Annotated in this window: 16 protein-coding genes and 2 pseudogenes; 7 read left to right on the top strand and 11 right to left on the bottom strand. The window is 46.0% G+C overall.

What is annotated here, in order from left to right; translation table 11 throughout:
• Positions 1 to 67: 67 nt before the first annotated feature.
• Together JMN17_RS17795 and natA are read right to left on the bottom strand one after the other, a co-directional pair.
• Entirely contained in the window at positions 68 to 1228 is a 1161-nt protein-coding gene (locus tag JMN17_RS17795; RefSeq protein ID WP_202328673.1) for an ABC transporter permease, read from the bottom strand.
• Positions 1229 to 1969: a sodium ABC transporter ATP-binding protein NatA gene (natA, locus tag JMN17_RS17790; RefSeq protein ID WP_087993104.1), complete on the bottom strand. Its 741-nt coding sequence runs from the start codon at positions 1967 to 1969 to the stop codon at positions 1229 to 1231.
• Positions 1970 to 2112: 143 nt separating this feature from the next.
• On the opposite strand from natA, the gene natR reads away from it, so the two are divergent.
• Positions 2113 to 2814, top strand: a complete 702-nt coding sequence (gene natR / locus JMN17_RS17785) for a two-component system response regulator NatR (protein WP_087993103.1) — start codon at positions 2113 to 2115, stop codon at positions 2812 to 2814.
• Between the two features lie 12 nt (positions 2815 to 2826).
• Positions 2827 to 3783, top strand: a complete 957-nt coding sequence (locus JMN17_RS17780) for a sensor histidine kinase (RefSeq protein WP_087993102.1) — start codon at positions 2827 to 2829, stop codon at positions 3781 to 3783.
• A gap of 39 nt (positions 3784 to 3822) precedes the next feature.
• Here JMN17_RS17780 and JMN17_RS17775 read toward each other — a convergent pair whose 3' ends face one another.
• Positions 3823 to 4899 (bottom strand): helix-turn-helix domain-containing protein, encoded by a 1077-nt coding sequence (locus tag JMN17_RS17775; RefSeq protein ID WP_087993101.1) that lies wholly within the window; start codon positions 4897 to 4899, stop codon positions 3823 to 3825.
• 173 nt (positions 4900 to 5072) lie between these two features.
• The gene (locus JMN17_RS21820; RefSeq protein WP_242519925.1) at positions 5073 to 5234 is read right to left on the bottom strand and encodes a hypothetical protein; all 162 of its coding nucleotides are present in this window, start codon (positions 5232 to 5234) and stop codon (positions 5073 to 5075) included.
• Between JMN17_RS21820 and JMN17_RS17770 the strand changes: the two are divergent.
• Positions 5173 to 5491, top strand: a pseudogene (locus JMN17_RS17770) (RDD family protein). The gene JMN17_RS21820 and the pseudogene JMN17_RS17770 overlap by 62 nt on opposite strands.
• A gap of 38 nt (positions 5492 to 5529) precedes the next feature.
• Here the strand turns inward: JMN17_RS17770 and lipA are convergent.
• Positions 5530 to 6168, bottom strand: coding sequence for a lipase LipA (lipA, locus tag JMN17_RS17765; RefSeq protein ID WP_087993099.1), 639 nt, complete (start codon positions 6166 to 6168; stop codon positions 5530 to 5532).
• A gap of 394 nt (positions 6169 to 6562) precedes the next feature.
• On the opposite strand from lipA, the gene JMN17_RS21960 reads away from it, so the two are divergent.
• Positions 6563 to 6688, top strand: a complete 126-nt coding sequence (locus JMN17_RS21960) for a hypothetical protein (RefSeq protein WP_277986992.1) — start codon at positions 6563 to 6565, stop codon at positions 6686 to 6688.
• A gap of 16 nt (positions 6689 to 6704) precedes the next feature.
• Here JMN17_RS21960 and JMN17_RS17755 read toward each other — a convergent pair whose 3' ends face one another.
• Positions 6705 to 6881, bottom strand: coding sequence for a hypothetical protein (locus JMN17_RS17755; protein WP_176365302.1), 177 nt, complete (start codon positions 6879 to 6881; stop codon positions 6705 to 6707).
• Between the two features lie 198 nt (positions 6882 to 7079).
• Here JMN17_RS17755 and JMN17_RS17750 point away from each other — a divergent pair, with 198 nt between their 5' ends.
• Together JMN17_RS17750 and lmr(B) are read left to right on the top strand one after the other, a co-directional pair.
• Positions 7080 to 7646, top strand: a complete 567-nt coding sequence (locus tag JMN17_RS17750; protein ID WP_202328669.1) for a TetR/AcrR family transcriptional regulator — start codon at positions 7080 to 7082, stop codon at positions 7644 to 7646.
• Between the two features lie 55 nt (positions 7647 to 7701).
• Positions 7702 to 9141: a lincomycin efflux MFS transporter Lmr(B) gene (lmr(B), locus tag JMN17_RS17745; RefSeq protein ID WP_087993097.1), complete on the top strand. Its 1440-nt coding sequence runs from the start codon at positions 7702 to 7704 to the stop codon at positions 9139 to 9141.
• A 58-nt stretch (positions 9142 to 9199) separates the two neighbouring features.
• Here the strand turns inward: lmr(B) and JMN17_RS17740 are convergent, their stop codons facing one another.
• Positions 9200 to 10312: an aminotransferase class V-fold PLP-dependent enzyme gene (locus tag JMN17_RS17740; protein WP_202328668.1), complete on the bottom strand. Its 1113-nt coding sequence runs from the start codon at positions 10310 to 10312 to the stop codon at positions 9200 to 9202.
• A gap of 80 nt (positions 10313 to 10392) precedes the next feature.
• On the opposite strand from JMN17_RS17740, the gene pcp reads away from it, so the two are divergent.
• A complete protein-coding gene (gene pcp / locus JMN17_RS17735; protein ID WP_087993095.1) occupies positions 10393 to 11040 on the top strand; it encodes a pyroglutamyl-peptidase I in 648 nt (215 codons plus the stop codon).
• On the opposite strand, the gene tatC is transcribed toward pcp, so the two are convergent.
• From tatC to JMN17_RS17715, 4 genes and pseudogenes are all read right to left on the bottom strand, one after another.
• Entirely contained in the window at positions 11037 to 11762 is a 726-nt protein-coding gene (gene tatC, locus JMN17_RS17730) for a twin-arginine translocase subunit TatC (protein ID WP_087993094.1), read from the bottom strand. The genes pcp and tatC overlap by 4 nt on opposite strands.
• Before the next feature lie 60 nt (positions 11763 to 11822).
• Complete coding sequence (gene tatAD / locus JMN17_RS17725) at positions 11823 to 12035, bottom strand: sec-independent protein translocase protein TatAD (protein ID WP_003223835.1); 213 nt, start codon at positions 12033 to 12035, stop codon at positions 11823 to 11825.
• A 12-nt stretch (positions 12036 to 12047) separates the two neighbouring features.
• Positions 12048 to 13799 carry an alkaline phosphatase PhoD gene (gene phoD, locus JMN17_RS17720; protein ID WP_202328666.1) on the bottom strand — a complete coding sequence of 584 codons (1752 nt, stop codon included), beginning with the start codon at positions 13797 to 13799 and terminating at the stop codon, positions 12048 to 12050.
• A gap of 18 nt (positions 13800 to 13817) precedes the next feature.
• Positions 13818 to 13994, bottom strand: a pseudogene (locus JMN17_RS17715) (hypothetical protein).
• Positions 13995 to 14059 lie beyond the last annotated feature (65 nt).

Raw genomic sequence — 14059 nt, 5'->3', positions numbered from 1 at the left:
TTTTTCTATTTTCCTCCTTTTATCAGGATATACAAAAAGGAGAAAGTGTATTTCTCCTTTTGCAAGTTTATTTTGGCAGAACCCATTTATCCTTCAAGAAGCAGGCTCTGGCCAGTAAAAAGAATATGGCGATGAGCACGGCGATGGTTCCTGATGTATACAAAATGGCAGCCGGGTCAATCATCCCGAATAAAAGCTGTTTGAATAAAGCGTGCAGGTTCAGAAATGGGATGAAAAAGTATGATAAATCAAATTGGTTCGGTGCCTTGCTGAGGATGAAAAACATCGGGAACACAGGCAGAAAGACGACAAGAGACATATAGCTTTGCGCTTCTTTTACCGAGCTGGAAATGATGCTGATGAAAAGCTCCATCGCAGAGATCAGCAATGCAGAAAGCACGATGATTAAGGCGGAAGCGCCGAGCACAACCCACATATGATCTCCCAACTGGAAGGCGGTCCTTAAATTTTCGGTAAATAACACGGTGGACAAAATCAAAAACATCAAAGCCAATACGCCTGAAGCAATTCCAAAAGTGGAAACCGCAAGCCACTTGCCGACCAGCACTTTGTTTCGGCTGACCGGCGTCAACAGCAGTGCTTCGATTGATTTCCTGTCCTTTTCCCCAGCCATGATATCAAGAGCAATCGGCATTGCGCCCGAAACAATGGATGTCAGGATCAGCATGGGCAAAATGGCAGAAATCATAATAGCCGAAGCCCCTTTCTCCTCGTCCCCTTCCTTTTGCTGAATCATAAACGGCTGGATTACCGATTGATCAATATGCTTATTTGTTAAACGGTCTTGGACAATTTCATTTTTGTACTGATCTAAGGCAGATTGCACAAGCTGCATGGCATTTGACGAGCCTTGATCGATTGAATTGCCGTAAACATCGATTTTAAAAGGCGTCATGCTGTTGACATATGAGTCGAACTCTTTCGGGACGTTCAGGTACACATCTGCTTTTCCGTCATCAACCGCCTCTTCAGGATTTGTAAATGTTTTTACACTGATCTCGTTAATCACATTGAACTTGCTTTCCAGTGCGGACGGCAGAGAATGGCCGACAGCCAGTGTGTATTGCTCCCCTTTGTCGGACAGCATGCTTTCATAAAAGAATACAAGCCCAAGCATTGTAATCATTGGAACTAAAATCGTGAGTAATATCGTTTTTCTATCGCGCAGCGCGTCGATCATTTCTTTTTTATAAATATGGCTCAGCATTTAAGAAATCCCCCTGACAAGCTTAGACATAAAGATGTAATTCAAATCGTTGCTCCGCTCGCTCTCGTATAATGATTCAAGCGCTCCCCGGTAAATCACCTCTCCGCTGTGAATCATGATGACACTGTCACAGAGCGCCTGCACTTCCTCCATAATGTGGCTGGAAAATAGAATGGTTTTTTGTTCTCTTTTCAGCTGCTGGATAAATTCGCGGAAGATGTTGCTTGATGTAATATCAAGTCCTGTTGTCGGCTCATCAAATAAAATGATGTCCGGATCGTGAATCAGCGCTCTAGCAATGGCAACTTTCTGCCTCATCCCTTTAGAAAACCCACCCACTCTCCTGTTCATATAATCACGCATACCGAACCGTTTCGATAAATCTTCTATTCTTGCTTTGATTTCGTGGCGGTTTAACCCGTACAGCCGGCCGAAATATTGTAAATTTTCTTTAGCGGTCATCCGGTCGTAAAGTCCGGTTTCTCCTCCGAATAAGACGCCGATTCTTTTTTTGACCTCGGCGGGCTGCTTGACCGTGTCAAAGCCGGCTACAGTGATAGCACCCTGTGATGGTTCAAGCAAGGCAGCAATCATTCTCAGCATCGTGGTTTTGCCGGCACCGTTTTCTCCGAGAATGCCGACGACTTCTCCTTTTTGAATGGTTAAGCTTACATCTCGCACCGCTTTGACTACTTTTTTCTTATCATGAAACCTGCGGCTGCAATCGGTCAGTGTAATCATGTCACAATCTCCCTTTTCGTTATTTCTAGTAATGACTATATACGAATTGCTGGATTTGTTGGATAAAGTTGTCGCGAAGAGTTCTTTTTATGTCGCGAAATGGGATAAAATAAAGATGATTCTATGTAACTAGGGGAATGATAATGGTAAAAGTCGGACTTGTCGATGATTATCGAGTAGATTTAGAGAAACTGGAAGCGATCGTGTCCAGAATACAGGATATCGAATTAGTCTTTTCGACCGATTCAGCGAAGGAAGCCTACAGGCGGGTGAAGAACGGAGACATTGATTTGCTGCTTGCCGATATCGAGATGCCTCACATGTCTGGCTACGAGCTTGCTGATTTGATCAGGTCCCACTCGCTTGATGTGGATGTGATTTTCGTTACCGGCAACGGCGGCTATGCAGTCCACGCCTTTGACCTGAACGTCCATGATTATATTATGAAGCCGTACCATGCCGACCGGCTGAAGGCTTCTTTCGACCGTTATGTGAAAAAGAAAACGGAAACGAGTTTGAATGGACGGATATTAATTAAGCAAAAATCTGAAATGCACGTCCTGCAAAAGAAAGATATCATCTTCGCAGAACGGACGGGACGTTCGACGACGATTGTGACAACCGCCGAAGAGGTGCAGACGTATCAAACATTAAATGATATTAAAGGTGACCTGCCTGAGAAAGATTTTCTCCGTTCACACCGTTCCTTTATTATCAACATCCATTACATAAAGCATTTTTCCGCTTATACAAAGCATTCGTTTACGGTTGCTTTTGAGGGAACGCCTAAAAAAGCGATGATCACCAAGCAGCAGCTTGATTATTTTCAAAACTACTATTTTTGAGGAGTTCGGAACGTGATTACCTTTTTTCAATGTCTTTGCTTGTTTATTTTTAGTTTCATATTTTATCAGGGGGCTGCTGCTCTTTCACTCAGTACAGCCGTCTCTTTGCTTGCGGCTGCTTTAGGCACAGCTGCAGCAGGCTTGTACCTCTGGAAAACGAAGCGGGTGTGGGATCGCTGTTCCCCTCAGCTCTGTATGTGGATCGCTGTCATTCAAGTGATGTCAGCGGCGGTGCTGATTGGCGCTTCTATACTGCCGGCATTGTTTGTGATCGTGATATTTACAGCATGTGAAGGGCTTCGTATCGGACAGTCTGCCTTGCAGGCAAGGCTTTCTGATCAAATTGATAAGCTGGTGAAAGCTGAACAGCACGCCAATCACATGCTGATGGATGTCAGAAGCCGAAATCACGACACAATGAAGCATATGACAGCGATCCGTGCAGCGCAGTCCAAGGCAGATACACAAGCATATATCCAAAACTGGACGGATCTGTATAGTCAATATGACCGTTTTTTAAAGGGAGAGAATGCGTACGTTGCAGGGGTGCTTTATGATTTTCTTGAAAAAGCACGTGCTTCAGGTGTGAAGGTTGCGCTGAATATGCATACCCCGCTTTCCTCACTTCCGTTTTCACCCGCTGACCAGGTCAGCTTGGTCGGCAACCTATTGGAAAATGCGCTAGACAGTGCAGCGGAGGTCCGAGAAAAAGGGGAGATTAAACTGGAAACCTCGCTGCGCAGCGGGCTTTATGTGCTGATTTGTGAAAACAGCACGCCCGGCATGGACCCAAAAGTGCTCGACACACTGTATCAATCATTTGGCCGTTCAACGAAAAGCGGCGGCGATCATGAAGGCATGGGCACATATATCATTCAAAAACTGGTGAAAAGCGCTTCTGGCAGACTGGATTTCACCTATCGCCATCCTGTCTTCCGGTTAGAAATCAAAATTCCGTTCCAGAAATAAAAAAACCTTGAAAAGCCCGGCTTTTCAAGGTTTTTTTCATTATGAGGATAACGCTTGCGCAAAGCGATCCGCTTCGTCTTGCAGCGTGCTTTCAATTTCTTTGTAGCGGCTGGAAATGGTAGATGCGCTTACGCCGTATTTTTTCGCCAGTTTAGCTTGAGAAACGGACGCGCCGTTAAGAGAAATCGCATTTACATAATATTCAACTGCCGCCGCAAAAGCTTCCGGTTTTCTGATGACAGGTGATTTTTTCTCGCAGAATGTTTTCCAGATATCAATGACAGCCGGAATCAATTCAGTCGGATACTCATCTCCGCTCATGCCTTCTTCGATAGCCGCAGCTGTTTCTTTCTCCATGTCGTTTGCCCACTCAACGCTGCTCTCTTCCGCTGCCTCTGCTTGCGGCTCTTCCTCTTTCTCCGCTAACAGCGCGAACAGAACGTTGTTGAATTCTTGTTTCATGAAATCCTCCGGCGTTTTGCCGTTCTTCACAGCGGCATCCGCATATTTCTTCACCTTGCTGATCAGCGCTTCGGTTCTCTTCACCGGAAAGATCGTGAACTGCATGAAGAATTCTGCTTTTTCCGCTTCATGGATCGGATAGCCGAGAATCAGGCTTCCCACTGGCGGAAGGTCTTGGTTATTTTTATCCATTTCCACTTCGAATTGTTTTGTCGTAATCACATCCTCAAAGTGAATGACACCTTCTTTCAGGTCTTGCAGCAGCAATAACGCAGGTGTCATGCTCTTCCATGATTCAACGATCTCACGCGTTTTCGGACGAGTGATCGAATCGCCTTTTTTCTGAAGGTAATCTTCGAAAATGGTCTTTTCACCAGCAAGAGGGTGGAAGAAGATTCCCCAGATCCCTAAGTTAAATACGCTGATGTCTTTCGTCTGTCTGTCCATAGCTGAAAGAAAATCATGCTGATTGATAAATCCTGACATGCTTTCTCTATGTACGGTGAAGGCAAACTCCACTAAGTCTTCCTGAATTTGTTTTGCTTCTTTTGCCGCTAGTTCTGTCGGGAAGTCGACAACTTTACTTCCGCAGCATTTTTTATATTTCTTGCCGCTGCCGCACGGGCAAGGGGCATTTCGTTTCACTTTTCCCACAATAAACCCTCCGAATTCTGTTGTAACTTTTCTATTTTAACAAAAATAACTTCTGAGGGCTTGGTTTCGGGCTAAAAAAGAATTTGGTAATATGAAAAGCCGGCTGGCGATGTTAATTTACCTATGACATTTTAACTAGATTTTGTGATTTATGACTTTTAACCGATTCCCGCTTAAGGCTCTTCTTTTTTACAATCATTAGGAATGTTGGAACCAGCTGGTTTTATGCTGCGCGCCTGCGCTCTCATACTTGATGTGATCGTCGCAGCCGCAGTGATTTTGGCATCCGGATTTACGTTGGGGGACGGGTCCGCCGGCGTCATTGTTGCCGCCATTTTGATGCTGCTTGTGTATCCTTTGCTGATGCCGCTGACAAATTGGAAGGGTACATTCGGAAAAAAAAATCATCGGGCTGCAAATTGTGAGGGACGAAACATGCGAGAAAATCACCCTCCCACAGGCCATTGCCCGTTACATAATCGCGTGGGTGCATGTATTCTCCCGCCTGATCTATTTGACAGCCGCCTTTACGAAGAAAAAACAAGCCGTTCATGATATGGCGGCGAAAACGATTGTGCTGAAAGCAGAATAACCTTGAAGAATAGACATTCTTCAAGGTTATGTTTCTCATTAGTTCGTATTTTGGCCACCGCCGTTCAGTCCTTCTTTAATCAGGCTGTTGACTTGGCTGCTGTATAGAAGGCCGATGTGGCCAACACCATGAATTTGAACGTTTTTAGCACCGTCTAATCTTGATAAATAATTCATGACAATCATATCGGCACTGCTGTAAATGGATGTGTACAAAATCTTTTGATTAGGATCTGTTCCCGGCAGCGCCTTGCCTGTCGTCAAACGATTCGCGCCGCCAAGCGTTACGACGTTTTCAATTTTGTTTCCGCCGTCCAGATTTTTTATGTAATAAAGTGAGTTCGCGCCCCCCATGCTGTGAGCGACAATATCCACTTTTTGCGCACCTGTTTCGTCCAACACCTTTTGCACAAAACGTGATAATACAGGGCCATTGTTATAATTCGTGCCTGTCTTGTCCCAAAAATCAACTGCATACAGCTTGCTCCGTGACCAGCCTTGAGAGACGAGATAACTCTTAATACCCGCAAAATTGAATGATGCTCCTCCAATACCGTGTACCATAACAACCGGATTGTGTTCAGCGGCCTTTGCTGACGGCTGCACCGCAAACAGCGATGTAACAGACAGTACCAAAATTGTTACAAGTGCAATGAACTTACTTTTTACAAATTTCATAAAATCCTCCTTTTTTTGTAACAAATTCTTCAATTATATTACGTTACCAAATTAATTAGGTAAAGGGTAATTTCACCTTATTTTTAAAGAGATTTTAAGGTTCGGAGGGATACCTTTTTTCCTATTTTTGTTTTTAAAATGAATATATTGACAATATTCTCGCCGCTGAGTTCAATATGACCATCATTTTCGGTGCTGTCTCGATTTGTTTCTGTTCATTGTTAGATTGTTAAGCAGTGAGTATCACGTCGTCTTTACTAAAGGTCATTCAATTTTTGCACTTACTTCCAATCAATAGTTCTGGCATTATTTTCCTACGAAAATGAAGAAAGGTTTGAACTTCGCAGTGAATTTACTAAAGAGTTTTGTGTTTGGAGTATTAGGGGCATTATTCATGTCAATTGTTAGAGAACATTTTTCTTTCACTGTGACATTAACAGTTTTAGTTGTTGTTATTACAGTTGCATTCTTTCTTGATGGTGTGTGGAAAAGGCATAAAAAAAAGAGAGAAGAGGAGTAATCCTTTTCTCTCTTTTTTATTTGGTTTGATTTTCGTCTTTGGGTTTAGTGAATTTCGTGGAATAGCCAGCGAATAATAAAAAGATAATGGCAAGAAGATAAGCTAAGATGCCTTGGTGAAATACGTATATTGAAATGACGTGAGATACTGCGGCAAGAAGAATGAGGATCATTGTGTATCTATTGAATCGCAAATGAGGGAGACCTCCCTTATCGGTTTCTTAGATCATTTTACCATTTGCAAATTCAAAGATAAAGATAGCCAAAAGCACCCAGAGTCCCTTCAATTTTTGTTTTTCATACAGTCAATTTCTCTTGACAACTGATGGTTGAATCATGATAATAGACCAGTCACTATATTTTTGATTGCAATTCAGTGAGGTGGGAATGTTATGAGTTATGGAGATTCCCGTGAGAAAATCCTTTCGGCAGCTACCCGGCTTTTTCAGCTGCAAGGTTATTACGGCACGGGGCTGAGCCAGATTATAAAGGAAAGCGGCGCGCCTAAAGGCTCTCTTTATTACCACTTTCCGGGCGGTAAAGAACAGCTGGCGATCGAAGCGGTGAATGAGATGAAGGATTATATCCGCCAGAAAATCGCGGACTGCATGGAAGCGTACACCGATCCGGCGGAAGGCATTCAAGCCTTTTTGAAGGAGTTATCGTGCCAATTTTCATGTACGGAAGACATAGAAGGCTTGCCTGTCGGTTTGCTTGCGGCTGAGACGTCATTGAAAAGCGAACCATTGAGGGATGCCTGTCATGAAGCCTACAAAGAGTGGGCCCTTGTGTATGAGGAAAAACTGCGGCAGGCAGGCTTTAGCGAAAGCCATGCTAAGGAAGCCAGCACCGTGATTAACGCGATAATTGAAGGCGGTATTCTTCTATCTTTGACGGCAAAAAACAGCACACCGCTCCTTCATATCTCCAACCGCATTCCTGCCCTGCTGAAGAGATAAAAAAAGACATACTTATACAAGCTGAATGAATACATTCAGCTGACAGAGAGGGGAAATGATTTTGGAAACAGCAGCTAAAGCATCTCCGCAATACAAAGTGATGCCGATTATGATTTCCTTGCTGTTGGCCGGTTTTATCGGCATGTTCAGTGAAACGGCACTGAATATCGCGTTAACCGATCTTATGAAGGAATTGAACATTACAGCGTCAACTGTTCAATGGTTGACGACAGGCTACCTGCTTGTACTTGGTATCCTCGTTCCTGTATCTGGCCTGCTATTGCAGTGGTTCACAACAAGACAGCTTTTTACCGTGTCACTTATCTTTTCAATTGCAGGCACCTTGATCGCGGCGCTTGCGCCGAGCTTTCCGTTTTTATTAGCGGCTAGAATCGTTCAGGCTATTGGAACGGGGCTTTTACTGCCGCTGATGTTTAACACGATTTTGGTGATTTTTCCGCCGCATAAACGAGGCGCGGCGATGGGAACGATCGGGCTTGTCATTATGTTTGCGCCAGCCATCGGCCCGACTTTTTCCGGATTGGTTCTGGAGCACCTCAACTGGCACTGGATTTTCTGGATCTCTCTTCCGTTCCTTGTGCTTGCACTTGTTTACGGTATGGCATACATGCAAAATGTATCTGAGATTACAAAGCCGAAAATTGATGTTTTGTCTATCATCCTGTCGACGATTGGTTTCGGCGGCATTGTGTTTGGATTCAGCAACGCTGGTGAAGGCTCCGGCGGATGGTCCAGCCCGACTGTTATCGTCTCACTGATTGTCGGCGTTGTCGGTCTTATCCTATTTTCAATCCGCCAGCTAACGATGAAGCAGCCGATGATGAACCTCCGTGCATTCAAATACCCGATGTTTATTTTGGGCGTGCTCATGGTGTTCATTTGCATGATGGTCATCCTGTCGTCTATGCTGCTTCTGCCGATGTATCTGCAAGGCGGCTTAGTCCTGACGGCATTTGCTGCTGGTCTCATTCTCTTGCCGGGCGGCATTTTAAACGGTTTAATGTCCCCTGTTACAGGCCGTCTGTTCGACAAATACGGACCGAAATGGCTTGTCATTCCGGGATTTGTGATTGTCACTGTTGTCCTTTGGCTCTTCTCGAACGTCACTACAACTTCAACGGCTGTGATGATTATCATCTTGCACACCTGCTTGATGATCGGGATCTCTATGATTATGATGCCTGCGCAGACAAATGGTTTAAACCAGCTTCCGCGCGAGTTTTATCCAGACGGCACCGCCATCATGAACACGCTCCAGCAAATGGCGGGCGCTATCGGAACAGCGGTTGCGGTCAGCATTATGGCTGCGGGCCAGCATGATTATATGAACACAGCCAAAAATCCTGCCGATCCGGCAGTCATCCCGCAGGCTTTGACAGCGGGCGTACAGCATGCGTTTGTGTTCGCGATGATTGTGGCGATTATCGGTTTAATTGGCGCTTTCTTTTTGAAGCGGGTTAAGGTTGATCATTAATATGAAAAAGCCCCTGATCTCAAGGTCAGGGGCTTTTGTATGTTTACATGTGCCGCAATCAGCGCGCGGAGAAAACCGCTGCGATTTCATCAATCGCATGACGCAATTCATCCTTCGTGTTGTAAAAGTGGGGAGCCAGACGGATGACAGTGTCCCGCGGCGCGCAAATCACTTTTTTCTTCTTCAGCAGCGCCGCCGTTTCCGATGCCCGCTCATCCCGGATCGCAACCATTCCGGGATGATGCCCCGCTTGTGCCGACGCCAGCTTCAGGCCTTTTTCAGCAGCATATCGACAGGCATCGGCACAGATCGTTTTCACATGATCCCGGATATGAGAAACCCCGATATGATTCAGCAGTGATAAAGCTGATGCCGCTGCGTATACACTGATAAAAGCAGGGGTGCCTGTTTGAAAACGCCGCGCACCTGTCGCATAAGCCTCATCAAATCCGTTCTCTCTGCCGAACCAAGCTGATGCTTTCGGCTTAAGCGCATCCGCCAGCTCCTTTCTCACATAAAGAAACGCCATTCCCGGTATACCAAGCAAATACTTCCGCGTGCCTGCCGCCAGCATATCTACTCCCCACTCCTTCACATCAATGGGAATGTGCCCCGCTGATTGATAAGCATCCACAAATAACAAAGAACCCTTTCTCTTAGAAATCGCAGCGATCGCTTTTACATCCTGAACAAAGCCGTCACGATAATGAACGTGCGGAACACACGTCAGCACTGTTTCATCGGTAATATGTGTTTCATATTGTTCGAGAGGCAGTCCCCCGTCTAATGACGGAATGACAGATACGGTATAATCGGATTGTGACTGCCAAACATGGGACACCGCCGGAAAATCCATCTCCGTATACACAACATGCTTCTTTTCAAAAACAGATAAAGAGGCTGCGACAGAGACCAGCGCATCGGAAACTGACGGCACAATCGCAATTTCATCCGGTTCAGCCCCTATCAGCTTTGCAAACTCGTTCCTCGCACTCTCTGTTTTTTCGACCGCTTCATTCCAGTTTGTCCCCATATGGAGCAGGCTGTCATGATAGTCGTTGATCGCCCTTGACACCGGCTCTGCCAACGCGCTCTGAGAACAGCTGGCAAGCATCGTATGTGTCTGCACGGTTGGGAACAACTGACGATACTGCTGCGGTAAATGTTCCATTGGCGATTCACTCCTTTTCATTATTTTGAGGAAAAACCTAAAAATAAACAATAGAATAAAAGGAAAAAGGAGATGGGAAGATGAGAAAAAAAGTGCTGATCACAGGCTTTGACCCTTTTGACAAAGAAACCGTCAATCCATCATGGGAAGCGGCGAAACGGCTGAATGGCTTTGAAACAGATGAAGCAATCATCACAGCAGAACAAATTCCGACTGTTTTTAAAACCGCTCTGGACACTCTGCGGCAAGCCATTCAGAAGCATCAGCCGGATGTCGTGATCTGTGTCGGCCAAGCCGGCGGGCGAATGCAAATCACGCCCGAACGGGTGGCGATCAATCTTACAGACGCGCGCATCCCCGATAATGAAGGACATCAGCCGATTGATGAAGAGATTTCTCCAGGCGGGCCCGCCGCTTACTGGACCGGGCTTCCCGTGAAACGCATGACTGCGAAAATGAAGGAAAACGGCATTCCAGCCGCTGTCTCTTATACAGCAGGCACATTTGTATGCAATTATTTGTTCTACGGATTAATGGATCACATTAGCCGGACATCCCCGCACATACGCGGCGGGTTTATTCATATCCCCTTCATTCCGGAGCAGACCATCGACAAAACAGCGCCGAGCCTCAGCTTGGACACGATGGTCCGGGCATTGAGGATCGCCGCTGTTACGGCCGCACAATACGAGCAAGATTTGAAGTCACCCGGCGGGACGCTGCACTAAGCGGCCGCCGTTTCGCTCGTCAGCCTCTTTTTGTAGACAAACGCCGATAGGGTGACACTCACTTCAAACAAGACAAACAGAGGGATCATAACGAGAAAATCAGAAATGAAATCAGGCGGTGTAATCAATACGGACACGACAATCAGCAAAAAATAGGACAACTTTCTCGCTTTGGCCAGCCTGTAGGGATTTAAGATGCCCAGCCTTGTTAAAAACATCACCACTAAAGGCATTTCAAACAGAAAGCCAAACGGCAGGCTCAAATTCACCATAAACCTGAAATAGCGGTCCGCCGTAAACATTGTTTCAAAATGCCCGGAAGACAAATGAGTCAAAAAACTGAGTACGATCGGAAATAAGACAAAGTATCCAAAAGAGATGCCCGCCAAAAATAACGCAAATAACCCGGGTATGTACATGACCGTCACCTTGCGCTCCGTTTTCGTCAGCGCCGGGGCTACGAAACGCCATAGCTGGTAAGCGGCAACAGGGATGGAAGCCGCAATGGCACAAATACCGGCAAGCATCATATACACCCAGAGAATTTCACTCGGTCCAAGCACAGCCAGCTTCCCATCCAAATCTCGAATCAGCCAGTCATAAATATCCTGCACAAACAAAAAAGCCGTGATAAGAAATAGAAGAAAGACCGCGAGTGTCACGATAATCCGGCGGCGAAGCTCTTCTAAATGCCCGATCAGATGGGTTTCTTTTTTATCCATTCAAAAAAGCCCTCCCTTTCATAAAAAAAGAGGCAGACCCGGTGTCTGCCTCATCAGCACTCAGCCCGCGTTTTTGTCCTGCTTTACCGCTGTCAGCTCAGCTGATTTTTCTTCTTTTTCATCACCAGACACAAGTGATTTTGTGGCGCTTTTAAATTCCAGCAGTGTCCGTCCGGCGGCACGTCCGATTTCCGGCAGCTTTGAAGGGCCAAAAATAATGAGGGCGATGACAAAGATCAGAATCAAGCCCGGTATTCCAATGTTTGAAAACATACTTTCCACTCCTTAATTCGTGATTTTTGCCCGTTTCTTAATCATTTGTTTTTCGTGGGCTTTGTTGTGTGCAAAAAAACGATCCTCTTCGACTTCATCGGATTGCTTCACCCCGCCTTGGACTGTCGTGGAGGATACCTTTTTCAATCCAGTTTGGTCCTTTTGATAAACGAATGAAGCCCTAGTTGAAATGGCTGCGCCAGGCTCTGTCACAAACGGTATTACCCGATAATCGGCTTTCCACTGGTGAGGCGTCACGGTACAGCGGACATATCCGCGATAGTCGTTAAAAAACTTAATGTGCGGATTTTCTTTTAAAATTTTGTCTGTGTCCGCCCGTTTATCCGCGCCGTTCCCTCCAGAGGTGATCGAAGTTCCGACAAACTCAGCCCCGAAAATCTTTGAACTTGTCTTCTCAAAGTCGACGTGCAGATTTGATGCCCAGCTTGCATGTACATCACCTGTCAGCACAACAACATTATTCAGATTTTTACTTTTAATGAAATTGATGACCCGCTCGCGCTGAGCCGGATAGCCGTCCCACGAATCCATGCTGTAGATCGGGCTAGCGCTTGTTCCAAAGTTCCACTTCGCAAAGAAAATCTGCTGCGGCAGCACATTCCAGTAAGCGTTTGAGCTGCTCAAATTGTTGAAGAGCCACTGCTCCTGTTCTTTTCCTAACAAAGTCCGATTCGGATTGAGCGATTCATCGGAAGGCGGCTTATTGCCGTCATTATTGGCCTGGTCATCTCTATACTGGCGGGTATCAAGAACATTGAAGGACGCCAGGTTTCCGTACGTAAAATGACGGTACAGCTGCATATCCGGACCGTTCGGCAGAGAGGAGATGCGGAGCGGCATATGTTCATAGTACGCCTGATACGCAGCCGCGCGGCGGAGCACGAATGCTTCAACCGACTGTCCTTTTTCCGGGATTTTATTGGCATAGTTGTTTTCGACTTCATGGTCATCCCATGTCACAACCCAAGGGAACGCCGCATGTGCAGCTTTTAAATTGGCATCAGAACGATATTGGGCATGGCGGTTCCGATAGTCTTGCAGCGTTATGATTTCTGCGCTGCTGTGCGTGCGGACATTGCCTGTTTTTGAAACATATTCATTTGGACCGTATTCATAGATGTAGTCACCGAGATGGAAGACAAGATCAAGCTTTTCCTTCGCCATATGCTTGTAGGCCGTATAATATCCATGCTCATATTGCTGGCAGGAAGCGAACGCAAAGGTCATTTTCGGCACATTCGCGCCAGGGGCGGGCAATGTTTTTGTTTTTCCGACAGGGCTTAGTTCATGTCCGGTTTTGAAACGATAATAGTACACTTTATTTGGCTCAAGCCCGTTCGCTTCTATGTGAACAGAGTGGGCGAGACTCGGTTTGGCCATCTGGGTGCCCTTTCTCACGATCTTGCGGAAATGCTCATCCTTTGCGACCTCCCATTTGACTGGGATCGCCTGCTTCGGCATTCCCCCGCCGTTCAGCGGATCTGGCGCAAGACGCGTCCAGAGCACGACACTGTCAGAAAGCGGATCTCCAGACGCGACCCCTAGCGTAAACGGATAGCTAGAGAACTTAGGCGCAGCATTGACTTCAAATGCACCAACTGACTGAGCAATCGTTAATCCAAGAGAAAGCCCTGCAATCTTCCCCGCTCCTTGAATAAATTTGCGGCGGTCAAACGTATTGTTTTGAAAGCTTTCCTCTTTCAACTTCTGTACCCATTCATCAAAACGACTGTCGTATGCCATTCAAGATCCCCTCTCTTCTCATTGATCGCCTCCATTATAGGAGATCATTGTTAAATGGATGTGAAGAAGTGTGAACCGATTGTAAGCGCTGAACTACAGAAACAGGTCTTCACTCACAAGCCTGCCGCTGAAACTTGCCGAAAGCTGGCTAAATGGCGCGTTTTCCGCATATCCTGTCGTTTGCAAGCCGCCCATTCGGACTATTTTTCTTCACATGATCTTAAAAAAACAAAAACACCGAGCCATTTCGCAGAATGACT

This window comes from Bacillus sp. RHFS10 (genome assembly GCF_016757475.1).
Classification (GTDB): domain Bacteria; phylum Bacillota; class Bacilli; order Bacillales; family Bacillaceae; genus Bacillus; species Bacillus subtilis_G.
This window is presented reverse-complemented; position numbering and strand designations above follow the sequence as displayed.